The following is a 24,506-nucleotide window of genomic DNA, read 5'->3' on the forward strand; positions in this document are numbered from 1 at the left end:
ATTGTTTTGAAGCTTCTTGTTTTGTCCGCTGTGCATCAGCGACGTTTAATAATATAACACCTGCATTTATTTATTGCAATAGTTTTTCTAAAAAAATCTATAAAATAAATAAACTATAATCCTCGGCATATCGTCCCTTCATGTCTTTAGCATATAACTATGTTAAAAGAACATATACATTCAGTAGTGTGACCTTGTTGTTTTTTTCTCTTTTTAGTATAGTAGAAACGAATTAAATATTGATAACCACAAGGGGAGCATTAAAGCTGAGAGTGAGCGGTTACGTTCTGACCCTTTGAACCTGTTAGTTAACGCTGGCGTAGGGATGTGGCAAAGTCAAATGAATTGCAGATTGTAAAGCAGTGCGTGGAACTTTTCTCATCCTTCCGCGTGCTGCTTTTTTGTTGTCCTTTTGGATTGTCTATCAATGGAAGGGGATTTTTATGAATCAATCTAAGCAACTGGTTCGCCTTATTGAAATTGCAATTATGACTGCGGCTGCTGTTATTTTAGACATCGTCTCAGGAATGTTTCTCCGAATGCCTCAAGGAGGCTCGGTCTCCATCATGATGATTCCGATCTTTTTGATTTCGTTTCGGTGGGGTGTAAAAGCAGGCCTTACTACCGGCCTGCTGACAGGACTAGTTCAAATAGCAATCGGAAACTTATTCGCACAGCATCCTGTACAGCTATTTCTGGATTATATGATCGCATTCACAGCAATTGGGATAAGCGGCTATTTCGCTTACACTGTCCGCAAAGCAGCGGCAGCAAAAAATAAAGGGAAACTGATTGTTTCAGTGGTCAGCGCAGTTTTTATCGGCAGTTTCCTGCGTTATGCGGCACACGTCATTTCAGGAGCTGTGTTTTTCGGCAGCTATGCTCCAAAGGGAACGCCGGTATGGATTTATTCATTAACTTATAATGCTACTTATATGGTTCCTTCATTCATCATCTGTGCAATTGTCCTTTGTTTATTATTTATGACAGCACCGCGTTTGCTTAAAATAGACAAAGCCTAACGTGACAACCCCCAGCGCAATCCGCTGGGGGTTGTTTTTTTGTTATCTGTTAAGAGATGTTTTCAAAGCAGAAAGATCCGGCCAGCCAAACCCTATTTCTTTCAGCCTTTCTCCTGCAATTTCAAAGCTGTCCTCCGCTTTTCTTTCAGGAGAATAGGCTTGATAAAATGAAATCGAGGGGTTTTGCTCAATTACCCAAACAAACATGCTTGAAAAGCCATGATGAAGCAAAAACTCTGCTCCTTTTGCTAAGAGCGCTCTGCCTGCACCTTGCCGCTGATGCTCCTCTAAAAGGTAAATCGCGTATAGCTCGCTGTCATAGCCTTCTTGTTCAGACCGAATAGGGCCAAATGAAGCAAAGCCGAATATTGAATCTTTTTCATCTTGAGCGACAAATACACCCTTTAACGAGCGGCTTTTCCATTTGTCTTCAAATTCCTTGTAGTCCAGACCATTTAAGTAGTCAGCCGGGATGATGCCGCGATATGTTGTTCTCCAGCTGTCGACATGCACTTTTGCAATGTCTTTTATATCCTCTAACTTTGCCTCTCTCACAGTTGCCATTTGGTTCTATCCTTTCATTAGTCATTCTTCTCTTGTTTGGACCCGTTTGCTTCTTTTATTTCATTTGTTAATTCGTGAAGGCTTTGTTTTACGTTTCCTTTTCCTGAAAAGTTCTCAATCATTTCTTTTACATCAATTCCCGATGAGGCTTTTAAGCTTTCTTGAAGGCTTGACATTAAGTTTGTCGCATAGCTGGTTACTTTGTTGGCGCCGCTTGAATCACCGCTTCCCCCTGTATCAACAACAGTGATTTTATCAATATTTGAAAGAGGTGATGCCACTTGTTTTGCGTATTCCGGAAGCATTTTTACGATCATATCGAAAATCGCAGCCTGTCCGTACTGTTCAAAAGCAGCGGCGATTTTCTCTTTTGCTTCCGCTTCCGCCAAACCTTTTAGACGAATAACCTCAGCTTCTGTTTCCCCTTTCGCTTTTTCAGCTTCTGCTTTTGCAAGTCCGTCAATTCTGACTTTCTCGGCCTCTGCCTTCGCCATTGCTTCTATACTGTACTTCTTGGCATCAGCTTCCGCGAGCTGTTTGGCTTTCTCAGCTGCGGCGGACTGCTCGACTGAATAACGGTCTGCATCGGCTTTTTTCTTTACCTCTGAGTCGTATTGGCGCTCCCGGCGAAGAATTTCTTTTTCTTCTAGTTCTATTTGTTTTTGGCGTTCAATAATTTTAACCTGCATTTCCTGTTCGGTGACTTGCTGGCGGGCTCTGGCAGTCTCTAAATCATATGCCTGGTCGGCATTCGCTTTTGCCGTATCTTGTTCTCTGCGGTATTCGGCTATTTTGAGCTGATTGGTTTTTTCAGCTTCAGCGATTTCCGTCGCCCGTTCAAGTTCTGATTTTTTTGCATCTTTATCGGCTTCTGCCCGCTTAATCCGGGTTTCTTTATCAGCCTCTGCTGTTGCGATATCAGCATCGCGTTTTACTTGAGCGATTCTCGGTTTCCCTAATGATTCAAGATAACCGTTTTTATCACGTACATCCTTAATGGTAAAGGAAACAATCACAAGCCCCATTTTTGCGAGATCCTGTGAGGCCACACGCTGCACCTCTTGAGAAAATTTTTCTCTGTTTTTATAGATTTCTTCAACCGTCATCGAGCCGAGAATGGAACGAAGATGGCCTTCTAAAACCTCACGCGCTTCCTGCTCACGGTCATCTTTTGATTTTCCTAAAAATTGTTCAGCCGCTGTAGCGATTTCTCCTATAGAACCACCGATTTTAATAATCGCAGTTCCATCAGCCATTACTGGAACTCCTTGTTCGGTATAGACTTCAGGTGTCGAAACGTCGAGTTTGCTTGATAATAGGCTTAGCGGCTCTGCCTGCTGGAAGACGGGAAGGACAAAGGTTCCTCCGCCGCGGACGATTTTAAGACGGTTGCCGCCTTCATCGACATGAACATTTTTATTTCCTAGATAGCTCCCCGTTACGATTAACGCTTCATCTGGTCCTGCCGTACGATACTTTGTGATAAAAACGGCTACCAGTGCAATGAATAAAAAGAATACAACTCCGATGACAATTATAATCGGCATTGTCATTTTACATTCCTCCTTGTTTTAAATAGGTTCATGCGGAGTAACTAAAAGAACTCCGTTGTTGATATCTACGACCAAAACCGTTGTCCCGTAACTGATCTGCTGATTCTCAAAGCTGACCGCTGATTTCGAGATGGTGCCGCCTATTCCTTCAATGACCACTTCACCAAACCCGTCTATAGGAACAGCGGTAATCACTTTGCCGACCCTTCCTCTTAGATCATCTTCTTTATAAACCAGTGATTCTTCTGCGGATGATAATGGGACCAGAACAAAAAAGTGAAGCAATATCACAAGGATAATCGAAAGGATGCAAGAGAAAAGCGCGATCAACAGGTGGGATAGGGGCAATATGTGTTCGCCTATATATCCGCCTGCTGAAAAACATGTAAAAAATGCGAGCGCCAAAGTCGGATTAAGAAAGGGAATGCCTTCTGACAGCCCTGCAAACACATCTCCGAAAAATAGAAATAATAGCGTAAGACTGCCCGCAATCATAAGCGTATAAAGATAAATCGTTTGTATAGGGACGCCAAACAACTCCAAATTCCTCATCCTTTCTGCATCAATGCATTGATGAACGGCTGCCGTTACCATTTATACGAGACATAACGAAAAAGGTTTCGAAATTTTTAGATAAAGTGTGCCATTTTGAAGTGCTTTATAAATGATAATTGCTTATATATATGGTAATGTCACTTTAGGAGGAGATATGATGAGTATCTTTAATGAAGCCAGATTAGAAACGTGGAACGAAGTCAAAGGGCTTTCTGACGAAAAGCTGAATCAAAAGCCTTCTGCTGAAGAATGGAGTATACGGGAAGTTCTTGATCATTTGAAAAAAATCGATATGGCCGCACAAATCATGCTGAAGGAGCGTGTAAAGGAAGCTCCTGTTAAAAAAGTTGAAGCGAAACCGCTTGAAGCTGCACAAGACAGAAACAATAAGCGAAAAGCCCCGAGTCACCTTGAGCCTGAGCATGGATTTATGTCAGGCAGCCAAATGAAACGCGAGCTTGATGTGGTGAGAGAACAGCTGACGGCGGCAATTGCCTCTCTAAAAGAAGAAGATTTTGAGAGAGTGCTTCCGCATCCTGTGTTTCAAGAGTTGACTATCCGCCAGTGGATCGATTTTATCGGCCACCATGAAAAGCGGCATCTTAGCCAGATTAAAGAAATTAAAGAAAAGGTGGAAAGGGCCTGATTATTCAGACCCTTTCTGCTTTTCGTTTGGCTTTCCTATGATAGGAATGGACCTCTATTTCATCTCCAGCATAAACAGCGCCTGGCCTCTCAACAATACAGACAATCCCTCTTATGCCCAGTGCGTGGCGGACGAAAGCAGGCGCCAGCTTCGGCTTGTCCGGATAATAAGACTGAATGACTTCTCCCGGCTGGATACACGGATCATTTTCTCCCTCACACAGCAAAGCGGCGCCGCTCGGAAAAATGAGGCGGCTCCCTTCTTTTAATGAGGTAAAATCGTGGATTCCACTGACTGCGATATTCGCTCCGAGCCATTCCGGCAAAATACTCGGAACTTCCATTTTTAAAGCCAGCTCGTCACATTCCTCTATCGAAACAATTGAAATTTGTCTGCGATTAAAAATTTCAGTTCCCCTTGAAAACATTGGTTCTCTGGCTCCCGCTTTTTTGGTCAGTCCAAAATGCAAGTCACCGGGGATGCCGCCATAATCAATATCGAACTTGTCCTTCCGCTTGGTTACGAAGCTTTCTGTATCTGCAATATACAAGCCTTCTGTTTTTGCAGCCATACGCTTCCACATCATTCGGCACCTACCTTCTTCCTTAGCATTTCCATTTATGTTTCATTATCCAAAAAAATCCCGCTCTGTAAAGGAGCGGGACATCGTGTTATACCGTTTTAGGCGTAAGGTTAAAGCAGCGCTTGTAGATCCAATTGTATGCTTTTTCATTTAAGTCTCTAGGGTTTCCAAAGGTTTGCGGATCTTTCATCGCTTCTTTAGACAAGCGTTCGATCATATCAGGTGATACTCCCTGCTCTTCTAAAGTCGGCACTTCTAAATCTTCGACCAGATCATACATCCAGTTGACAGATGCTCTCGCTGCTTCTTCTGTTGTCATATTGCTAGTGTCAATACCGAACGCTTTCGCAATACGTGCAAATTTCTCAGGGTAGCCCTTCCAGTTGTATTCCATGACAGGTCCCATCATCGTGGCGACACATTGACCGTGAGCGACCGGGATAATACCGCCAAGCGTCTGGCTCATCGCATGAGCCGCTCCCGCTGATTCACTGCCGTAAGAAAGTCCCGCTAGCATCGCAGCCTGCGCCATTCCGTATCTTGCTTCCAAATCCTCTCCGTCAGCAAATGCTCTTTTAATGTAATGAGCGGCATATTCAATTGCCATTAAAGCAACTGCATCCGTGATTGGCTGTGCAAATTTCATTGTATAGCACTCAATGGCATGTGCAAGCGCATCAATTCCTGTCATGGCTGTTACATGCGGAGGCATTGAAACATGGAGCTCAGGATCAATGATGGTCAGGTGCGCTGCGATCAGCGGACCGCCTGTATTAAATTTGAATTCTCTTTCTTCATCTGTGATAACCGCCCATTGGGTTACTTCTGATCCTGTGCCAGCTGTTGTCGGAATTGTCGTCAGCGGAGGAATACGGTTTTCCAGCGGTTTTTTTCCATCTGCCGCTTCATAATCAAGCACGCTTCCTTCGTGAGTAGCTTCTACTCCGATTGCTTTTGCAGTATCCATGGAGCTTCCGCCTCCGACTGCCACCAATCCATTACAGTTCTCTTTTTTGTAAAGCTCAGATCCTTCATTCACCAGACGGACAGGCGGATTTGGCTCTACTTTATGAAAGAGCACCACTTCAATGCCCGCTTCTTTAAGTGATTCGATAACAGGATCAACGACGCCGGCTTTATAAATCCCAGGGTCTGTGACAAGGAGTGCTTTCGAAACGCCCAGCGCAGCTATTTCTTCACCCGTTTGCTTGACGGCTCCGATTCCGTGCTTAATCACAGTCGGAATTTCAAATGTGTGGAATTTGTGCATGCTTTCTACTTTCATATTTAATGTCATTATTCATCTCTCCCTCTTATGAATTGAACCAATTAACCGCTGCCGGTTTTGTATTGCGATATACATGTTTGACTTCTGTGTATTCTTCGAGGCCTATTTTTCCAAGCTCGCGTCCGAATCCGGACTGCTTATAGCCGCCCCATGGCGCCTGCGCAAAGTATGGATGGAAATCGTTAATCCAAACGGTTCCCATTCTCAAGCGGGCTGCAACGCGTTCGCACTTTTCAATATCTTTTGACCATACCGCTCCGGCCAAACCATAGATCGTATCATTCGCAAGCGCAATGACCTCTTCTTCCGAGCTGAAGGTTTCGACTGTCAATACAGGACCGAAAACCTCTTCCTGAACAATTCTCATATCAGATTCACAGTTTGAGAAAATAGTAGGCTCATAGAAAAAGCCGTTTTGAAGCGCAGGGTCTTCCGGCCGTTTGCCTCCTGTCTCGAGCTTCGCGCCTTCTTTTATTCCAACCTCTACATATTTTTCTACCTTCGCCCTATGCTCTGCCGAAATAAGCGGACCGCTTTCTGTGTCTGCGTCAAAACCATTTCCGAGTTTTATGCGTTTTGTCCGTTTGACGAGCTCTGCTAAAAATTGATCGTGAATGGCATCTTCAACAAGCAACCGGGAACCGGCGGAGCATACTTGGCCGGCATGGAAAAATACAGCGTTTAATGCCTGATCGACAGCAACTTCTAAATCTGCGTCTTTGAAAACGATATTGGGATTTTTCCCACCCAGTTCAAGTGCGATTTTTTTGACGTTACCGCTGGCTGCCCGCATGATTTTTTTGCCTGTTTCGATTCCCCCTGTAAATGAAACCAAATCGACGTCTTTATTTGCTGCGAGCTCGTCACCCACTGTGGCTCCAGGTCCAAGGACAAGATTTGCGACACCTTTTGGAACGCCCGCTTCTTCCATTAGCTTGAACACTTTGATTGTTGTTAGCGGCGTGATCTCACTCGGCTTCATGACGATCGTATTGCCCGCAGCCAGTGCAGGCGCGATTTTCCAGCTCGCTTGCAGAAGCGGATAATTCCAGGGCGTAATCTGGCCGCAAACCCCGATTGGCTCTCTAATGATTTTGCTTTCTGAATCAGGGATCGGAGATGAAATGATCTCTCCGCCATCTTTGTCTGCCAATCCGGCATAATATTGAAAAACATTGGCGATATCGTCCATATCAGCCTTACTTTCTTCGAGTGTTTTTCCCGTATCAAGGGATTCAAGCTCAGCCAGCTCATCAAGGTCACGCCTGATTAATTCCGCAATTTTCAGAACAATCTTTCCGCGTTCAAGCCCGGATAGAGATGACCATTCTCCTTTGTCAAAAGCTCTTCGCGCGGCTGCGATTGCCTTGATGGCGTCCTCTCGCTCTCCCTCGCTTACGGTTGCAATTTCTTCTTGATTAAATGGATTGATAATGTTGCGGATCTGCTCTTTTTCAGCACTGATCCATTCACCGTCAATGTATAATGTTTGACTCATATAAGCCTCCTTGACGAAAATAAAGTTTGTTAAATAAAAATTTAACGTTTTTAACAACATTAATCTAACATATGGTTTTTAAACTGTCAAAGCCTCATTTTGATTTTTCTTTTTGACTTTTCTTTATGTTTCGTTAAGATAAAGATCATAAAGAAGTAACTTAACGAATTTAACTTTCTAAAGGAAAAGAGGGTCAGTATGGATGAAAATCCAGAATTTGCAGCTATAGAACAGGCTCGGGATCTTGTTATCGACTCCATTGCTGAAACGATGGATCTTTACGGAATTACCCGCAGTGTCGGCATTTTATATGGGACGATGTATATGCGTGATGAGATGACGCTTGACGAAATGCGTGAAGAGTTGCAAATGAGCAAACCAAGCATGAGCACAGGTGTCAAAAAGCTTCAGGATTTAAATGTGGTGAAAAAAACATTTCACCGGGGCATCCGCAAGCATACATTTGTGGCTGAAAAAGATTTCTTCAAGTTTTTTACAAATTTCTTCCCGCCTAAATGGGAACGGGAAGTTGAGGTAAATGTAGCGGCAATTGAAGAAGCTCAGGCTGATTTACAAGAGGTTTTAAACAAGGAAGGCCTCAATGAGGACATCAAAAATGAAGCCCTGCAGTTACACGAGCAGCTGGAAAGCTCCAGAGCCTACTATGATTGGCTGAAACGGCTTGCTGAATCGGTGCAGAGCGGAGAAATTTTTAAGTTTATACCAATCGAAGAAAAGTAAAGAAGAAAACGCCCGGTTGCTCGGGCGTTTTTCTGTTCATTTACATGTAATTACTACAAATTTGAAAAATACGGGAAAAACACCCCATTTACTTCCAAAAAGTTTGATGGTAATTTTATGTAGGTAAAATTTGTATTTGGCCGTTCAGAGGAGGTGAACAGCGAGCTGGCCTGTATATTTCATAACTTTTTAGGGGGAATTTTATTATGAAACGCAAATTATTATCTTCTTTGGCCATTAGCGCATTAAGTCTCGGTTTACTCGTTTCTGCACCTACAGCTTCTTTCGCGGCTGAATCTAAATCAACTTCCGCTCATACTGAGTCTACTATGAAAACACAGTCAACAGCTTCATTGTTTGCAACAATCACAGGAACCAGCAAAACGGAATGGTCTTTCTCAGATATTGAATTGACGTACCGCCCAAATACGCTTCTCAGCCTTGGCGTTATGGAATTTACTTTGCCAAGCGGTTTTACTGCAAATACAAAAGACACAATGAACGGGCGTGCGTTGCGTGAAACACAGATCCTTAATAACGGAAAAACAGTAAGAATCCCTCTGGCGCTTGATTTGTTAGGAGCTGGCGAATTCAAATTAAAACTGAATAACAAAACTCTTCCTGCCGCTGGTACATATACTTTCCGTGCGGAGAATAAATCATTGAGCATCGGAAATAAATTTTATGCAGAAGCCAGCATTGACGTTGCTAAACGCAGCACTCCTCCAACTCAGCCATGCGGCTGCAACTAAACATTGAAGACCGGTTAACGCCGGTCTTTTTTTGCGTTTTGCCCTCCCCTTTCCCCTCTATTTCCAATTATCTTTTTTCTTAATAAAAATTTAAATTGACAAACTCTAGAAACAGGAGTAAATTCTTGAGTGTTCAATTTCATATTAGTCTCTTTTACCGCTTAATCAAACACGAACGGGGGAACCAACGATTGGCTGTTTTATTCACAGCCTAGGGGTGAATCTTACTTAGTAAGAGGGGGTACTCTGAATCCCTAATCCGACAGCTAACCTCGTAGGCGTATCCAGAGAGGAGGTCTATTAACGGCCATTCTTCGAGATGGTCTTTTTTGCTTCAAAAACGTTACTTTTACTAAGGGAGTTATGAACATTGGGAAAAATAAAAAATAAGCAATTTGCCGTGATCGGGCTCGGCCGATTTGGCGGAAGCATTTGCAAAGAGCTGCACAGAATGGGGCATGAGGTCCTTGCAATTGATATCAGCGAAGAAAAGGTAAATGCTTACACTTCTTACGCAACTCATGCGGTGATTGCCAACGCTACCGAAGAAAACGAATTGCTATCATTAGGAATACGCAATTTTGAATATGTGATTGTTGCGATCGGAGCGAATATTCAAGCAAGTACCCTGACGACTTTATTATTAAAGGAATTTGACATCCCGAATATTTGGGTAAAGGCTCAAAACCATTATCACCATAAGGTGCTTGAAAAAATCGGCGCTGACCGTATTATTCACCCTGAAAAGGACATGGGCGTCAAGATCGCACAAAGCCTTTCTGATGAGAATGTATTGAATTACCTTGATTTATCTGATGAGTACAGTATTGTCGAGCTCCAGGCAACAAACAAGCTTGACTCAAAATCAATTTTCGATCTGAATGTAAGAGCCAAGTACGGCTGTACCATTCTGGCCATAAAACATCATGGAGATATCCGTCTATCTCCCGCATCTGAAGATATCATTCACGAACAGGATTGCCTGGTGATCATGGGGCACAAAAAAGATATTAGACGTTTTGAAAACGAAGGGATGTAGACATAGGTGACACTTCAAAAGGATAAAGTGATCAAATGGGTTCGTTTTACACCGCCTCAAGTGCTTGCAATTGGGTTTCTTCTGACCATTATCATCGGGGCTGGATTGTTAATGCTTCCGATTTCTGCAGTGAAGCCATTGTCATGCATAGATGCCCTTTTTACCGCAGCTTCCGCTACCACTGTAACAGGGCTTGCAGTTGTCGATACCGGTACAGAATTTACGGTTTTCGGGCAAACTGTCATCATGGCTCTGATTCAGATCGGCGGGCTTGGATTTATGACTTTTGCTGTTTTGATTGTCATGATATTAGGGAAGAAAATCGGATTAAAAGAACGAATGCTCGTTCGTGAAGCCTTAAACCAGCCGACAATCGGCGGCGTCGTAGGTCTAGTCAAAGTCCTGTTTCTGTTTTCCATCAGTATTGAGTTAATAGCGGCACTCATCTTATCCATTCGGCTTGTGCCCCAGTACGGCTGGGCATCCGGCTTGTTTGCCAGCCTGTTTCACGCAATTTCGGCTTTTAACAATGCCGGGTTTTCATTATGGCCGGATAATTTGATGAGCTTCGTTGGTGATCCTACAATTAATATCGTGATTACGTTTTTATTTATCACAGGAGGTATCGGATTTACAGTTCTGTTTGACATCATGAAGAATCGGCGATTTAAAGCCTTTTCTCTTCATACGAAAATCATGCTTACAGGCACCTTGATTCTGAATGCGGCTGCTATGTTTGTGATCTTTATTTTGGAGTATAGCAACCCCGGCACGCTCGGTCACCTGCATATAGGAGATAAACTGTGGGCTTCCTATTTTCAAGCTGTGACGCCGAGAACCGCCGGCTTCAATTCTCTTGATATCGGAAGCATGAGAGAAGGAACGATTGTATTTACGTTATTATTGATGTTTGTCGGAGCAGGCAGCGCTTCAACGGCGAGCGGCATTAAGCTGACTACGTTCATCGTGATTTTGATGTCTGTGATCGCTTATTTGCGAGGAAAAAAAGAAACGGTTATTTTCCGCCGCTCCATTAAATACCCGATTATCATTAAAGCTCTAGCTGTGAGTGTCACCAGCTTGTTCATTGTGTTTTTAGGGATTTTCGCCCTGACGATCACAGAGCAAGCGCCATTTATCCAAATTGTGTTTGAAACCTTTTCTGCTTTCGGAACTGTCGGTCTATCAATGGGATTGACTCCCGAACTTACAGAAGCGGGAAAATGTATCATTATTCTCATCATGTTTATCGGAAGAATCGGCCCTCTGACGTTCGTATTTTCATTCGCGAAAACAGAGAAATCAAATATTCGTTACCCTGACGGCGAGGTGTTTACAGGGTGATAGCAAAAAATCCGGCGTTCAGGCGCCGGATTTTTTATGATTCGATATGAGATTGAGTTTGTCTTTTTTCCTGCTCCGCGATGATTTCATTATCTTCTGCGTTATCACGGGTCACTTTTTGTGTAAGAATCGCACCGACCGCTACAAGTATCATAACGGCAATATAATAGCCTTTTTCATTGAGTTCCAGATTATCAGCATTATAGAGCCCGACACTAAACAAAAATACTCCCGCAAAAAAAGTGAAATAAGCTAATACTGTAAAAGCAACCGTGTTTCTCCGTCTATATTTCTGCATCTTTGTTCCCTCCTGAAAACATAGTCAATAAGTGATAACTTCCGTGGAATATTATACCTCAAATTCCCCTGAATGGAACATAGAAATAAAAATACCAGTATAAACAGCTTAGGTTGCTTCCTTTATTTCAACAGCTGAATCGTCAATCCAGCCGATGAGTTTATCATCGATTTGAAATTGGTACCATACGGACTGGCCTTTCTGCTTTTTAGATACAACCTTTATGTCCTTTCCGATGTAAGATTGGGCAGAGGTAAGTCTTATGGACCGCTCATCAGTAGAAGGCTTGGACCATACGTCTTGAACGGCGCTGTCTTTTATGGAGCCGATTAAATCCACAGATTTCAAGGATGGATTGACCTCATCGTAGGCATCTAAATCATATTTTTCCACAATAGTGCTGAGTTTGTCAGCGTAATCAGGATCAGTCGCATATCCTGCTGTTTGCAAGGCGGTTGCCGCTTCCTTATAATCCCCAGCATCAAGTACCGGTTTATATTTCTTTTTATTCCATGATGTGCCGCGGACAAACAATTGGGCATGGTCATCCATAGATTCAAAAAACGTGCTGTATTTGCGAAACTTTGCGCGAATGGTTTTCCTTTCTCCTTTTTCAAATTCATCCGTTTCCATCGTGACGTGATGGCCTTTATAATTTCCTTTTACGCCAAAAAGGTTGTTGGCCTGAGCAGCAAGCTCGCTGTTCCCCCAGTCAGATTCGAGAATGGCCTGAGCGATCGTGATGCTGGGGAGAACATGATATTTCTCATACAGAATTTGTGCATGCCCGGACAGGCTGTCAATAAATACTTGCTGTTCATCAATCTCTTCGGGTTCTTTGGCTGTTTCAATCGGCTTTGATAAAGTTGTGGCTAAAACAAAAAAGGCTAACGGAATCGATACAATGAAAAATAGTGTAATCAAGAGTCTGCGTTTTTTCAGTTTTTTACGGGCCATGAATACCTTCCTTCGAGTTAAAAGATTACGAATGTAAAAGAATCTACCTTTTAGAATTTTACTTTGACTTCTAATATTTTTCAATTCTTTAGGGAGAAAGTTGGGAAAAGAATGCAAACAAAAAACCTTTTCACTAGAAAAGGTTCTATTTTTGTAAATTTTTAAGTATAGCTCGATATTCTGTATCATGTATCACTTTATGTGATTTAGCAGCAACATTTGACACTCGATGATCTGAAACGGCCGGTTTTTCCGGAGCCGTCTTCGCGTTATCATGCGGTTTATGAGCCAGCTTGTGGCCCATACCTGTGGCGTTCATACAGAATGACAGGCAAACGAGCAGCACGCTCAGGACAAAAGAAATGAAAAAGAGATCATGATAAGCAGTCATCATAGAATCCTGCATTGAACCGCTTTGTCTGGCAGCATCTTTTTTCGTAAAAGAGCCGATGAGGATTGGAACTCCCATATAAACAAACAATCTTAAAAACTGAACAGCTGTCATTCTCTTGACCAAATCAGGCAGCGGACCGCCCATCGCAGCTCCCATCAGCCCTGCAGCGACCGTCAGCCCCGTTCCGGCGGCAAGCATGATAAACAGAACAGCATACATATAGAGAGACGATTGACCTTGCATATGCAGCCATTGAAAATTCACCAACACGAGAAGGAGAGCGCCTATAATACCGAGCATCCCAGGTCCGACTTTATCATAAAACAGAGTGCTTAAAATGGCGGCGATCGCCACTCCGATTAAAAGAGTCAAGTTTAAAAGAATGAGTTGCCCCTGAGAAATATCATACATTTGACGGAGCAAGCCTTGAAAAGCAGAAAGGCTTACAGCTACCGTTATCGTCCCTGCAGCTATGATCAATAAGCCGAGCACCGGTTTTGGCAGCAGCATCAGTTTAATAGAAATGAAGGGGTTTTTCACTTTATATTCCACAATCAATAGAACAAGGAGCAAGCATAGCGCAACTCCAAAACCAATCCATACATAACCTGATGAAAGCCCCCATTTTTGCAGAAATATAAATGTAATCGCTGAGGCAGCGGCAAGACCCACAGATAAAATGATCCCTGCACCATCGATCGGCTGTTCTTGTTCTGCCGATCCATGATGTTCATCGTGAAGAAAGAAATAGCTCACCGCGACACCGATCAGTGACAGCGCGCCAAAGATGTAAAACAGCCATCTCCAGTGTTCGAAACTTGTTGCAATCGTTCCCAGGATCGTGCCGGTAATAACAGAGCCATAAAATCCCCCGATCAAAACCAGCAGTGCATAGTTTCTGCGGTCGATCGGAAATGATAGAACAAGCATTGGAATCATAATCATCAGCATGACACCTGTAGCCGCTCCTTGTAAAAAGCGCCCTGCCGCCATCCATGCAATATCGCTTGAAAGCGCGAAGAGCAAAGAGCCAAGTATAAAAACGGGTAATGAAGCGAGATAGATCGGACGGGCGCCGAATTTTTTCCTCAGCAGCGGACCCGCCGGCACAAATAATGCAAAGGCCATATTGCCGATCAATATTGGATTCACCGCTGTGAAATCACTTGTCCCGACCGTCTTCTGAACAAGGGCTTGAACTGACGACAATGCCGTGTTAGACATTAAACCCGGGCCGACCGCTAAAACAGCGAGCAAAGAAATCACCCAATATCGTTTTGTCTTCATGTTGTCATTCCTTCCTATCAATCCATATGTAACATTTTATTTTAAAAACAAAAGAAGCTAATAGATGTTCAAGGCCATTAGCTTCCTATCAGAGGAAATGATATTCCGTTCTTATGTGAATAAATGAGCATATAATCAAACATTATTCCAAAACAACTATGTTTTGTCAATGGCGCAATTTTAGTATAAAACAAAAGACTGAACAGCTTTTGACTGATATCATGATTTATAGTCAAGAGAGCTTGACTTTCACTTATGAGTATCCGCTTCCTTTCTCAAGCGAATTAAACACCACTTTACAAGCTGCTCAGAAAATACTTTCTTGACATGTTCTACAAAAGTTCAGCGAACGAACCTTTTCCTGGCAAACAAAAAAACCCCTTATAGAATAAGGGTGTAAAGGTATGGAGCCAAGGGGGCTCGAACCCCTGACCTCTACGCTGCCAGCGTAGCGCTCTCCCAGCTGAGCTATGGCCCCGTATGTAACGTCATGTTTATTATAGATGATTTTTTTTTGAAAAACAAGCGGTTTCTCTTGAATTGACAGAAAAAATAAGGCTCCGGAAAGAGCCTTATTTTTGGAGTTACATCATGATTAATAGTAAAATCACACCGAGGATGATTCGGTAGATTGCAAATGGAACGAGTTTGACTTTATTAATCAGTTTTAAGAAGAAACGGACGACGAATAGCGCGACAACAAAGGCGAAGATGAAGCCAACGATGAAAAACGGCATCAAATCAGAGCTTAAGCTGTCCCAATGCTTCACAAGGCTTAAAAAGCTTGCGCCCATCATGATTGGCATTGCCATAATAAACGTAAAGTCGGCTGCCGCTCGGTGATTCAATCCAAGAATAACACCTCCGGAAATGGTCGAGCCGGAACGCGAGAAACCCGGCCAAAGGGCAAGACATTGGAATAAGCCGACTCCTATCGCCTGCTTATAGGAAATGCGGTCAAGGGTGTCTGTCGCTGTTTTCCGTTTATTTACCCAATCAGCAAAAAGCATGAGGACTGCCCCAGCGATTAAACCGATGGCAACGGTTTTAACGGAAAATAAATATTCATCAATGTAATCCTCAAACAAAAAGCCGAGAACAGCTGCAGGCACAAGTCCGACAGCAATTTGCGCAATGCTTAATTTATGCCCCTGCTTCTGGTCGCTGGTAATATTCTTTTTCAATCCGAGCAAATTCAAAATCCGGTCTTTAAACACGATCACCACTGCTAAAATAGAGCCAAGCTGAATCACCACTTTGAATGAGTTGGCAGCTTCTTCTGACATCAGATTGCTTGATTTAAGCCAGATATCGTCTACTATGATCATATGTCCTGTCGAAGAAACCGGCGCGTACTCTGTTAATCCTTCTACGATCCCTAAAATGGCAGCTACAAACAATTCCCATAGAGTCATGATTTTGATTCTCCCCATTAGACATTTATTTTTTACATAACGGGAGCTTTCCATAAATGGAAAGCCCGTCTTATATAACTATAAACGAAAATCACACTTTATGACCTGACGAATTTTCATTTTTCTCTTCGTCGTATAAATGTGACCGCATTTTAAACCAGTCAAATAAATGTGTCGTAATGACTTTTGCAACTGCATAGCCCGGAATGGCAAGAATGATTCCAACCACACCAAACAGCTTGCCGGCTGTTAACAGCAGAAAAATAATCGTAATCGGGTGGATGTGGAGGTTTTTCCCCATAATTTGCGGAGAGATCAGCTTCCCTTCGATCAGCTGAACAATGGTCCATACGATCACCAGCTTAAGCAGCATGAGCGGCGATGTCACTATGGCGATGATAATCGCTGGCGTAATGGCAATCGTCGGCCCTAAATATGGAACGATGCTCGTACAAGCCGCAATGATGGCAAGCAGCGAAGCATAATCCAGCCCGATAATCAAATATCCGATAAACAGCAAAAAACCGATACAGAAGCTGACAATGATCTGGCCTCTGATATAAGAGCTTAACCGATGGTTCATTTCGCTTAAGACTGTGTATGTCTGTTCTTTTAATCGTGTCGGCACAAACTTCAGTATATAGACCGGCAATTTCTTTCCATCTTTTAATAAATAGAAAAGAATAAACGGAACCGTAATGATCGAAATAATAACCTCAGTCAGAGCACCGATAAAATTCCCAACGCCGGTGAAAGTACTGTTTACAATCGTAGCTGCCTGGTCTGAAATCTTTGTTGCAAGATCAGATATATTGATGTTCATCGTTTGCTGGGCCTGATTGACGAAGTTGCTGCCGATCAGCTGTTTCGTCTGACTTTCAACGACATCCACATACCTCGGGATGTTATCAATCAAACTCATAATTTGTTCTTTTAAAAAGGGGATAATGGATACAATTGTGATCGTGATCAGTCCGATAATCAATAGGTATAACAGGAAAATCGTATAGATTCTTCTTACTCTTCTTCTCTCAAGGAAATCGACGACTGGGTTTAACAGATAAAAAACGATGCCTGTTAAAATAATCGGAAGTGAAATTGTCTTGAGAAGAACAATAATCGGGGTAAAAATAAATGATGTTTTTGTAAAAACGAGAATATTTAAACCAATTAACAACAGCACAAGCAAAAATAAAACAAACTTATTGTCCAAGAAGAATTGCTTGAATCTGCCGCTCCATGTTTGCAACGTCTCCACTATCGTTCCTCCGTCATACATAGTTTAATTAAATTGTACACTATCGTCCCTATAATGAAAAATAAAAACCGTTCGTTGCTGGAAAAACCTTCTTGTTTACAACTGTAGTCAGTTCTATCATGTGCTTTTCTCCATTTTGAGCTATAATTTATCTATATGATACAAAAGGAGCGATAAGAGTGATACGTTTTGGAATAATAGGAACCAACTGGATTACAGACCGCTTTCTTGAGTCGGCAGCGGAAATAAAGGATGTTCAGCTGACAGCTGTTTATTCAAGGTCGGCTGAACGAGCTGCCGAGTTTGCCGCTAAACACGGTGCTGAGCACACCTTCTCAAACCTTCAGGAAATGGCGGCAAGCGATTGCTTTGACGCTGTATACATAGCCAGTCCCAATGCTCTTCACAAGGAGCAGGCCGTTCTCTTTATGAACCATGGCAAGCATGTGCTTTGCGAAAAGCCGTTTGCTTCCAATACAAAAGAAACGGAAGAGATGATTTCAGCGGCTCAGAAAAACGGTGTTGTCCTTATGGAAGCAATGAAGACCACTTTCCTGCCAAACTTCAAAGAGCTGAAAAACCACTTGCATAAAATCGGCACCGTCCGCAGATTTACCGCAAGCTACTGCCAGTATTCCTCACGGTATGACGCATTCAGAAACGGAACCGTCTTGAACGCATTTCAGCCTGAGCTTTCCAACGGGTCCTTAATGGATATCGGCATTTATTGTATTTATCCTGCTGTCGTGCTGTTTGGCGAGCCGCAGGATGTGAAGGCGAACGGATATGCTTTATCTACCGGAGTGGATGGAGAAGGAACGGTCATTCTGTCTTACGACGGGTTCGAAGCCGTTCTAATGCATTCTAAAATATCCACTTCCTATGCCCCGGCGGAAATCCAGGGTGAAGACGGGACGATTGTGATCGATACGATTCACCGGCCAGAACGGGTAGAAATCCGCTATCGCGACGGCCGCCTGGAAAACATTTCGATTCACGATCCTAAACCGGCGATGTTCTACGAAGCGGAAGAATTTGTCACGCTCATAAAAGAGAACAAGCAGGAATCTGAAGAAAATACATTTGAACGGTCCATGATCACTGCGAAAATCATGGAAGAAGCAAGAAAGCAAATGGGAATTGTGTACCCTGCTGATCAAGCCTAAAAAAATCCGCCCGCGTGCCAATGCCGCGGCGGATTTTTTTATTAGACAATCGGAGATGATGCCTTCCTTTTTAAAAGCACTTGTTGTTCATAATCTTTTATATCCTCGAGCCATTCCTCTTTTACCGGTACGCCCATTTGTTCACAGTAGGAATCCCAGACGGCACCGAAAGGATAGGTTTTAAATTCCTCCATCAGCGCCAGCCTTTCTGTAAAGCGGCCCTCTTCCTGCAATTGCTTTAAATAATCGTTCGGGAGAAGCAATGCATACAATAGAGCTTTGAGCATATTTCTCGTTCCGATGGTCCAGGCGGCAACACGGTTAATGCTGGCATCGAAAAAGTCCAAGCCGATAGCGACCTTCTCGAGAGCCTGATTACGTACAATTTCAAGCGCGATTTCCCTCAATTCATCATCTAAAATCACAACATGGTCGCTATCCCAACGAACGGGCCGGGACACGTGCAAGGCTAGTTTGTCTGTGTAAAGCAGCATGGACGAAATCTTGTTTGATACTGTTTCAGTCGGGTGATAATGGCCTGTATCCAGCAAACAAAGCTTTTGATTCGTTAAAGCGTAGGCCATATAAAATTCATGAGAGCCGACAACATATGACTCGGAACCAAGACCGAACAGTTTGCTTTCGACTGAATCAAGATTGTGTTGTTCACTGACCTCCACTGCAAAGATCCGATCCAATGATTCTTTTAACCTTATACGCGGTGTCAGCCTGTCACTCGGGATATCCTTATAGCCGTCGGGAATCCAAATATTCGTCAAGCAAGGTGTGCCTAGTTCTTTCCCGAAGTATTCCCCAATGCGCCGGCATGCAATGCAGTGCCTGATCCAAAATTCCCTGACATTCGGATCGGGGTGTGAAAGGGTGAGTCCGTCAGCCGCTTTCTCATGCGAAAACAAGGTCGGATTAAAATCTAAACCGAGACCGAGATCTTTCGCCCATTTCACCCAGTTTTCAAAATGATGCGGCTTCAATTCGTCCCGTTCTATCGCTTCTCCATTTGTTTCTGCGTATATCGCATGCAGGTTTACGCGGTGCTTCCCAGGAATGAGAGAAAGCGCCTTCTCCATATCTCTTCTTAATTCTTCAGGGGTTTGCGCTTTTCCGGGATAATTGCCGGTCACGTCAATCCCGCCTGAAAGCTCGCCCTTATTTATTTCAAAGCCCTCTATGTCATCCCCCTGCCAGCAGTGGATTGAAATGGACACGTGCTCTAATTGCCGAAGCGCCTCTTCAACATCAATTCCCCATTTTTCATATGCCTGTTTTGCACTATCATAATTGGCTTTTATGGTCATGCGGCTCTCTCCCTTTTTCCGTTTTTAATCCAAATAAAAAACTTCCTTAAGATCTATCGAAACAGGACTGAAATCTGGATTTGTTTTCATGAACGGCAACATCGATTTCCACCATCTCCGGCAAACTTCTGTGTCCGCCATCTTTCTCCATTTCTCTTCATCTTCGATTTCTAGATAAGCAAATAACCGGCCTGTTTCCTCGTCTAAAAAAATGGAATAATGGTGCGCTCCGTGGGCTTTGAGTGCTTCTGCCATTTCCGGCCAAATGTCATCATGCCGCTGTTTGTATTCCTCGTACTTGTCTTTGTGGACAAACATGATACTGGCTTTTCTTTTCAAATCTGATCACCTCTTCACCTTTCAGATAGCGCTTTCATTACATTTTTGCGAAATGACTGAATGATTGTGCCTCTGTCAATGTCGTTAGGTGTAAATACTTTGATCGGATAGGAATGTCTGACGGCTTGCCGGGCCTCTTTTATGTCTTTGACTTCTTTGGCAGCAATCATTTGCATCAGCAGGTTTCCGATGGCGGTTGCCTCTATAGGCCCTGCGTATACCGCTTTTCCGCTCATGTCTGCTGTTAATTGATTTAAGAAATCGTTTCGGGCTCCGCCGCCGATGATATGAAGCTGCTCAATCGGTTTTTCTGTGACCGTTTCCAGCTCTTTGATGGCTATCGCATAGATGATGGCTAAATTGCTGTAGATGCAGCAGGCAAGTTCGCCTGCAGTGCGGGGAATCTTTTGGCGGGTTTCTCTGCAATAATGTTCTATTTCCTCTATCATGCTGTCTGGATTCAAAAAACGTTCATCATTTAAGTTGACAAACTGCTGAAATGGTTCTGTTTTTCGGGCTTCTTCTGCAAGCTGCTGAAAAGAATAATCTGCTTGTAATTGCTGTCTGACTTGTTGTATCACCCACATGCCGATAATGTTTTTGAGAAAGCGAATGGTGCTGTTTGCCCCGCGTTCATTTGTATAGTTGTATTTTAAAGCCAGATCGGTTAATATCGGCGTTTGGTTTTCAACCCCAATTAGCGACCATGTTCCGCTGCTGATATACGCCCAGCTATCGTTTATGCCCGGCGCCGCGATGACCGCCGAGGCCGTATCATGCGTTGCGACTGTCATCACCTTGCAAACCGGCAGGTCATAATCCGGGAACCAATCATTTCTCAGCATTCCGAGCTCACACCCCGGTTCAGTCAGCGGCGCAAATTGCTGTTCGTGAACAGACACAGCTTCAAGCAACTCAGGGTCAAACTTTCCGGTTGAGACGTTTAAAAGCTGTGTTGTCGACGCATTTGTGATTTCTGTTACAGCTTTTCCGGTTAAACAATAGCCTAAATAATCTGGAACCATCATGATTTTATCTGTTGCTTTCAACAGCTCACGGTCTTCCTCATACAACTGATACATCGTGTTAAACGCCTGAAATTGTATTCCTGTTTTTTGATAGATGATGTCTCTTGATAGGGTTCGTTCCAGTTTGCCTATTGTGTGATCTGTTCTTCCATCCCGGTAGGATATCACTTCCCGCAAACGATTTCCTTTTTCGTCCAACAAGACATAATCGACAGCCCATGTATCAATGCCGACGGTGCATCGTTCATGCCCAAGCGCTTTCACTTTTTGCAGCCCTTGCAGAATTTGTTTTAGCAAATGATCTATATCCCAAAAACAATGTCCTTCTCTTTGAATGAAACCGTTAGCGAATCTGTGAACCTCTTGTATGTCAAGCTTCCCTTCCTTCAGCTCTCCTACCATGACTCTCCCGCTTGACGCGCCTACATCAATGGCAGTATAAATCATTCTTTCACCCTCTCTTCGGAAGGGGAACAGCTGTCACTATCACCTTTTTTTCCTCTAGCGCTTTTACCGATAATGGATCAAGTCCGGCATCAGTAATTAGGCGGCTGATATCCTCGAGCGAGGCGATATGTGAAAACTCGCGGTTCCCCCATTTGCTTGAATCGGCCATTAAAATGGTTTGGTCAGACCTTTCGATCATCCGTTTTTTTAGCAATGCCTGCCACTCATTTGAGTCACTCATTCCGTTATTTATGTCAAACCCTTTACATGAGAGAAAGGTTTTGTTGACATGATAGGTCTCAAGCGAACGCTCTGCTAACGGTCCTGCAAACGATAATGATTTTGCCAGCAAAATGCCGCCTGTTGAAATAACTGAGATGTTTTCTTTATTGCTAAGTTCAATAGCAGCCTTCATTGAGTTTGTAATAACGGTGAGCTCAATATCAGGAAGTATTTTCGCCATGTGCCAGGCGGTGGTGCTTGCATCAAGAATGATTCGGTCTCCGCTCTTTACGTATTTGGCGGCTTCGTGAGCGATGGCTTTTTTTTCTGTGACATTTGTGATTTCCCGTTCAGAAAAATGAATTTCTGATTCTTGCTGCTGAATACTGACCGCTCCTCCGTGGCTCCGGCTCAGTTTATGTTCTTTCTCAAGCTTCTCAAGGTCGCGCCGAATGGTTTCTTCTGTGACAGAAAACATGTCACTTAATTCGGATACGCGGATGCTTGAACGCATATTGACTATTTCCACTATTTTTTGCTGCCGTTCTGCTACTAGCATCGATAACGCCCTTCCTCATATCGTAATCCGCCTTATTGTTTTTCTATCATAGCATACGTCTAACGTGTGAAAGCAGCAGGAACACCGCCGTCTACCGTGATCATGCAGCCCGTGGTTTTTTCGGTTTTAGAAGAAGCGAAGAATGCGATGGCTTCGGCAATATCCCGCGGGTAAATATTGACGAGCAGAGCGGTGCGTTTCCGATAATGTTCCTCAAGCTCTTCTGGTTCAATTCCGTACGCCGCGGCCCGTTCCTCCCGCCAGCTTGATCCCCAGATTGCCGAACCTTGAAGAACCGCATCAGGCAAAACAGAATTCACCCGAATGCCATATTCTCCGCCTTCTGCTGCGATACATCTCGCCAAATGGGTTTCAAGCGCTTTTACCGAGCTGTAGGCAGCGGCGTTTTTCCCCGCATAAACCGAATTTTTCGATCCGACAAATACCATGCTTCCGCCTCTGTTTTGCTGTTTCATTTGTTTAAACGCTTCACGCGCCACAAGAAAATAGCCTGTTCCTAATACATTCATATTAAGATTCCATTCTTTTAGACTTGTTTCGTCAAACGGGCTTGAAGTGGCCAGTCCGGCATTATTGACGACAATATCAATCCCGCCGTAAGCAAGTGCCGCTTGTTCAAAAGCTGACTTTACTTCCTCTTCCTTTGTCACGTCCATTTTGACAGCCATTGCCCTTCCTTCTCCGTATGCCTCGTTTATTTCCCCGGCAATTTTCTTCGCACCTTCTATATTAAGGTCAGCGGCAATCACGTGTCCTCCTTCAGCTGCAAAGCGCCGGCACGCTGCACTTCCGATGCCGCCGGCTCCTCCTGTTACCAACGCTACTTTACGGGAAAATTCCGCTTCCGGCGGAGCGAGCGTGAGCTTATATAATTCGAGCGGCCAATATTCGACATGATAAGATTCATTTTCATTTAAAGAAACAAATTGCCCCAGAGCTGTTGATCCTTTCATAACAGCGATAGCCCTTCGGTATAAAGCGCCGCTCACTTTCGACATGGCGTAACTTTTCCCCGTGTTCACCATTCCGATGCCGGGAATCAAGATCACCCGCGGAGCTGATTCGAAGATTTGATCTCCTTCCTGCTGATTGCGGGTAAAGTAAGCATAATAATCTGATGAAAAACGCTCGACCCCTGACTTGATCAGATCCGCCAGCTTATGCACATCGTGGGTTTCGGGATTCCACTCAATGTACAGCGGAACCCGCTTTGTATGAACAAGGTGATCCGGGCATGCCGCACCGATTTGCGAGAGTGCCGATGCTTGAACACTATTTACAAATTCCAAGACATTGTCATGATCATTATAGGAAAGGATCATTTTCTTCTCTTCACTTACAGCGCCTCTGATTACAGGCATGATGTCTGCCAAGATTTGTTTTCTTTGATCTTCCGGCAACGGCTGATACCTTTTGCCTCCAAATATCTCATTTGGATTGATACGGTCGTTAATATACTGCTCGGCTTCTTGAATGATAGATATCGTTTTTTCATAACATGCTTCAGACGTCTCTCCCCAGGTGACTAAGCCGTGTTTCTCCATTAACACAAGCTCGGCGTTGGGATTGTTCGCTACGCCTTCAGCGATCATTTTAGATAATGTAAATCCGGGGCGTACGTATGGCACCCATACAAACCGGTTACCGTATATGTCTTTGGCGATTTGTTTTCCATTATCAGCGCAGCATATGCTGATAATCGCATCGGGATGGGTATGGTCAACATGATTGAATGGCAGAAAAGCGTGTAACAGCGTTTCAATTGAAGGGCGGGGATGTTTGCTGTCTATCATACAATGAGACAAGTAGTCTACCATTTCTTCATCTGACATTTGTTCCCTTTCAATCAGCGGGCGGATGTCATCTAATGATAAACCGGTAAAGTTATGCGCTTTCATTATTGCCAAATCCGAACCGCTTCCTTTCACCCACATGACTTCTGTTTCATGGCCTCTGAAATCCTTTTCCGTTGTTTTCATAGATGTATTCCCTCCGCCCCAGTTGCAGACAGTCCGATCTGACCCGATCAGATTGGATCTGTACACTAATTCCTCTACACCTTTTGGCAGCTGTGCAGCATGCTTTGAATCCCATACATGTTTCACCATCTTGATATTCCTCCATCCCCTTTTATTTGAATCCGCTTTCATTATATATGATATTGGTTTGTTTTTGAATTGTTTTGTTTATTTTTGTTTTAACAAAAAAAGAAAG

General features: G+C 43.6%; 23 protein-coding genes, 1 tRNA gene and 2 riboswitches. Of the genes, 7 read left to right on the plus strand and 17 right to left on the minus strand.

Annotation, left to right across the window (positions count from 1 at the left end):
• Nucleotides 1–241 precede the first annotated feature (241 nt).
• Nucleotides 242–343: riboswitch (TPP riboswitch) on the plus strand.
• 100 nt (nucleotides 344–443) lie between these two features.
• Entirely contained in the window at nucleotides 444–1,022 is a 579-nt protein-coding gene (thiT, locus tag M1D98_RS14765; RefSeq protein ID WP_121643150.1) for an energy-coupled thiamine transporter ThiT, read from the plus strand.
• A 42-nt stretch (nucleotides 1,023–1,064) separates the two neighbouring features.
• On the opposite strand, the gene M1D98_RS14770 is transcribed toward thiT, so the two are convergent.
• From M1D98_RS14770 to M1D98_RS14780, 3 genes are read right to left on the minus strand one after another with little or no spacing between them, the layout of a single operon-like run.
• Nucleotides 1,065–1,586 carry a GNAT family N-acetyltransferase gene (locus M1D98_RS14770; protein WP_435577097.1) on the minus strand — a complete coding sequence of 174 codons (522 nt, stop codon included), beginning with the start codon at nucleotides 1,584–1,586 and terminating at the stop codon, nucleotides 1,065–1,067.
• A gap of 17 nt (nucleotides 1,587–1,603) precedes the next feature.
• Nucleotides 1,604–3,139 (minus strand): flotillin lipid rafts scaffold protein FloT, encoded by a 1,536-nt coding sequence (floT, locus tag M1D98_RS14775; RefSeq protein WP_268521968.1) that lies wholly within the window; start codon nucleotides 3,137–3,139, stop codon nucleotides 1,604–1,606.
• Nucleotides 3,140–3,157: 18 nt separating this feature from the next.
• Nucleotides 3,158–3,682, minus strand: a complete 525-nt coding sequence (locus tag M1D98_RS14780) for an NfeD family protein (RefSeq protein WP_435577098.1) — start codon at nucleotides 3,680–3,682, stop codon at nucleotides 3,158–3,160.
• Between the two features lie 169 nt (nucleotides 3,683–3,851).
• Here M1D98_RS14780 and M1D98_RS14785 point away from each other — a divergent pair, with 169 nt between their 5' ends.
• The gene (locus M1D98_RS14785; protein WP_039075680.1) at nucleotides 3,852–4,340 is read left to right on the plus strand and encodes a DinB family protein; all 489 of its coding nucleotides are present in this window, start codon (nucleotides 3,852–3,854) and stop codon (nucleotides 4,338–4,340) included.
• 4 nt (nucleotides 4,341–4,344) lie between these two features.
• On the opposite strand, the gene M1D98_RS14790 is transcribed toward M1D98_RS14785, so the two are convergent.
• From M1D98_RS14790 to betB, 3 genes are all read right to left on the minus strand, one after another.
• Nucleotides 4,345–4,923 carry an MOSC domain-containing protein gene (locus M1D98_RS14790; RefSeq protein WP_268521970.1) on the minus strand — a complete coding sequence of 193 codons (579 nt, stop codon included), beginning with the start codon at nucleotides 4,921–4,923 and terminating at the stop codon, nucleotides 4,345–4,347.
• Between the two features lie 88 nt (nucleotides 4,924–5,011).
• On the minus strand, nucleotides 5,012–6,220 hold the full coding sequence (gene gbsB / locus M1D98_RS14795; protein WP_456279677.1) for a choline dehydrogenase: 1,209 nt from the start codon (nucleotides 6,218–6,220) through the stop codon (nucleotides 5,012–5,014).
• Nucleotides 6,221–6,236: 16 nt separating this feature from the next.
• Nucleotides 6,237–7,709: a betaine-aldehyde dehydrogenase gene (gene betB / locus M1D98_RS14800; RefSeq protein ID WP_456279678.1), complete on the minus strand. Its 1,473-nt coding sequence runs from the start codon at nucleotides 7,707–7,709 to the stop codon at nucleotides 6,237–6,239.
• Between the two features lie 198 nt (nucleotides 7,710–7,907).
• Between betB and cudC the strand changes: the two genes are divergently transcribed.
• From cudC to M1D98_RS14820, 4 genes are all read left to right on the plus strand, one after another.
• Nucleotides 7,908–8,450, plus strand: coding sequence for a choline uptake/conversion transcriptional regulator CudC (gene cudC / locus M1D98_RS14805; RefSeq protein WP_121643154.1), 543 nt, complete (start codon nucleotides 7,908–7,910; stop codon nucleotides 8,448–8,450).
• A 206-nt stretch (nucleotides 8,451–8,656) separates the two neighbouring features.
• Nucleotides 8,657–9,202: a biofilm surface layer hydrophobin BslA gene (gene bslA, locus M1D98_RS14810; RefSeq protein ID WP_010329773.1), complete on the plus strand. Its 546-nt coding sequence runs from the start codon at nucleotides 8,657–8,659 to the stop codon at nucleotides 9,200–9,202.
• A gap of 148 nt (nucleotides 9,203–9,350) precedes the next feature.
• Nucleotides 9,351–9,499: riboswitch (cyclic di-AMP (ydaO/yuaA leader) on the plus strand.
• 73 nt (nucleotides 9,500–9,572) lie between these two features.
• Nucleotides 9,573–10,241: a potassium channel family protein gene (locus tag M1D98_RS14815; RefSeq protein ID WP_121643155.1), complete on the plus strand. Its 669-nt coding sequence runs from the start codon at nucleotides 9,573–9,575 to the stop codon at nucleotides 10,239–10,241.
• A gap of 6 nt (nucleotides 10,242–10,247) precedes the next feature.
• Nucleotides 10,248–11,585, plus strand: coding sequence for a TrkH family potassium uptake protein (locus M1D98_RS14820; protein WP_435577100.1), 1,338 nt, complete (start codon nucleotides 10,248–10,250; stop codon nucleotides 11,583–11,585).
• 34 nt (nucleotides 11,586–11,619) lie between these two features.
• Here the strand turns inward: M1D98_RS14820 and M1D98_RS14825 are convergent, their stop codons facing one another.
• The 6 genes from M1D98_RS14825 to M1D98_RS14850 all read right to left on the minus strand — a co-directional run bounded on the left by M1D98_RS14825 (nucleotide 11,620) and on the right by M1D98_RS14850 (nucleotide 17,194).
• Entirely contained in the window at nucleotides 11,620–11,883 is a 264-nt protein-coding gene (locus tag M1D98_RS14825) for a YiaA/YiaB family inner membrane protein (protein ID WP_010329776.1), read from the minus strand.
• A gap of 108 nt (nucleotides 11,884–11,991) precedes the next feature.
• A complete protein-coding gene (locus tag M1D98_RS14830; RefSeq protein ID WP_010329777.1) occupies nucleotides 11,992–12,840 on the minus strand; it encodes a glucosaminidase domain-containing protein in 849 nt (282 codons plus the stop codon).
• Between the two features lie 145 nt (nucleotides 12,841–12,985).
• Nucleotides 12,986–14,521: an MFS transporter gene (locus M1D98_RS14835; protein WP_121643158.1), complete on the minus strand. Its 1,536-nt coding sequence runs from the start codon at nucleotides 14,519–14,521 to the stop codon at nucleotides 12,986–12,988.
• A 405-nt stretch (nucleotides 14,522–14,926) separates the two neighbouring features.
• A tRNA-Ala gene (locus M1D98_RS14840) sits at nucleotides 14,927–14,999 on the minus strand.
• A gap of 106 nt (nucleotides 15,000–15,105) precedes the next feature.
• Nucleotides 15,106–15,936, minus strand: a complete 831-nt coding sequence (locus tag M1D98_RS14845) for an undecaprenyl-diphosphate phosphatase (RefSeq protein ID WP_010329854.1) — start codon at nucleotides 15,934–15,936, stop codon at nucleotides 15,106–15,108.
• Between the two features lie 91 nt (nucleotides 15,937–16,027).
• Nucleotides 16,028–17,194, minus strand: coding sequence for an AI-2E family transporter (locus tag M1D98_RS14850; RefSeq protein WP_121643159.1), 1,167 nt, complete (start codon nucleotides 17,192–17,194; stop codon nucleotides 16,028–16,030).
• Between the two features lie 179 nt (nucleotides 17,195–17,373).
• Between M1D98_RS14850 and M1D98_RS14855 the strand changes: the two genes are divergently transcribed.
• Nucleotides 17,374–18,360, plus strand: a complete 987-nt coding sequence (locus M1D98_RS14855) for a Gfo/Idh/MocA family oxidoreductase (RefSeq protein ID WP_435577101.1) — start codon at nucleotides 17,374–17,376, stop codon at nucleotides 18,358–18,360.
• Nucleotides 18,361–18,401: 41 nt separating this feature from the next.
• Here M1D98_RS14855 and rhaA read toward each other — a convergent pair whose 3' ends face one another.
• The 5 genes from rhaA to M1D98_RS14880 are packed head-to-tail and all read right to left on the minus strand — an operon-like array spanning nucleotide 18,402 to nucleotide 24,400.
• Complete coding sequence (gene rhaA / locus M1D98_RS14860) at nucleotides 18,402–19,676, minus strand: L-rhamnose isomerase (protein WP_456279679.1); 1,275 nt, start codon at nucleotides 19,674–19,676, stop codon at nucleotides 18,402–18,404.
• A 24-nt stretch (nucleotides 19,677–19,700) separates the two neighbouring features.
• Nucleotides 19,701–20,015 carry an L-rhamnose mutarotase gene (rhaM, locus tag M1D98_RS14865; protein ID WP_456279680.1) on the minus strand — a complete coding sequence of 105 codons (315 nt, stop codon included), beginning with the start codon at nucleotides 20,013–20,015 and terminating at the stop codon, nucleotides 19,701–19,703.
• 14 nt (nucleotides 20,016–20,029) lie between these two features.
• Nucleotides 20,030–21,490, minus strand: coding sequence for a rhamnulokinase (gene rhaB, locus M1D98_RS14870; protein WP_456279681.1), 1,461 nt, complete (start codon nucleotides 21,488–21,490; stop codon nucleotides 20,030–20,032).
• Between the two features lie 4 nt (nucleotides 21,491–21,494).
• Nucleotides 21,495–22,271: a rhamnose catabolism operon transcriptional regulator RhaR gene (gene rhaR / locus M1D98_RS14875; protein WP_326221200.1), complete on the minus strand. Its 777-nt coding sequence runs from the start codon at nucleotides 22,269–22,271 to the stop codon at nucleotides 21,495–21,497.
• A 59-nt stretch (nucleotides 22,272–22,330) separates the two neighbouring features.
• A complete protein-coding gene (locus tag M1D98_RS14880; protein WP_456279682.1) occupies nucleotides 22,331–24,400 on the minus strand; it encodes a bifunctional aldolase/short-chain dehydrogenase in 2,070 nt (689 codons plus the stop codon).
• Nucleotides 24,401–24,506 lie beyond the last annotated feature (106 nt).

This window comes from Bacillus sp. K7 (genome assembly GCF_053903245.1).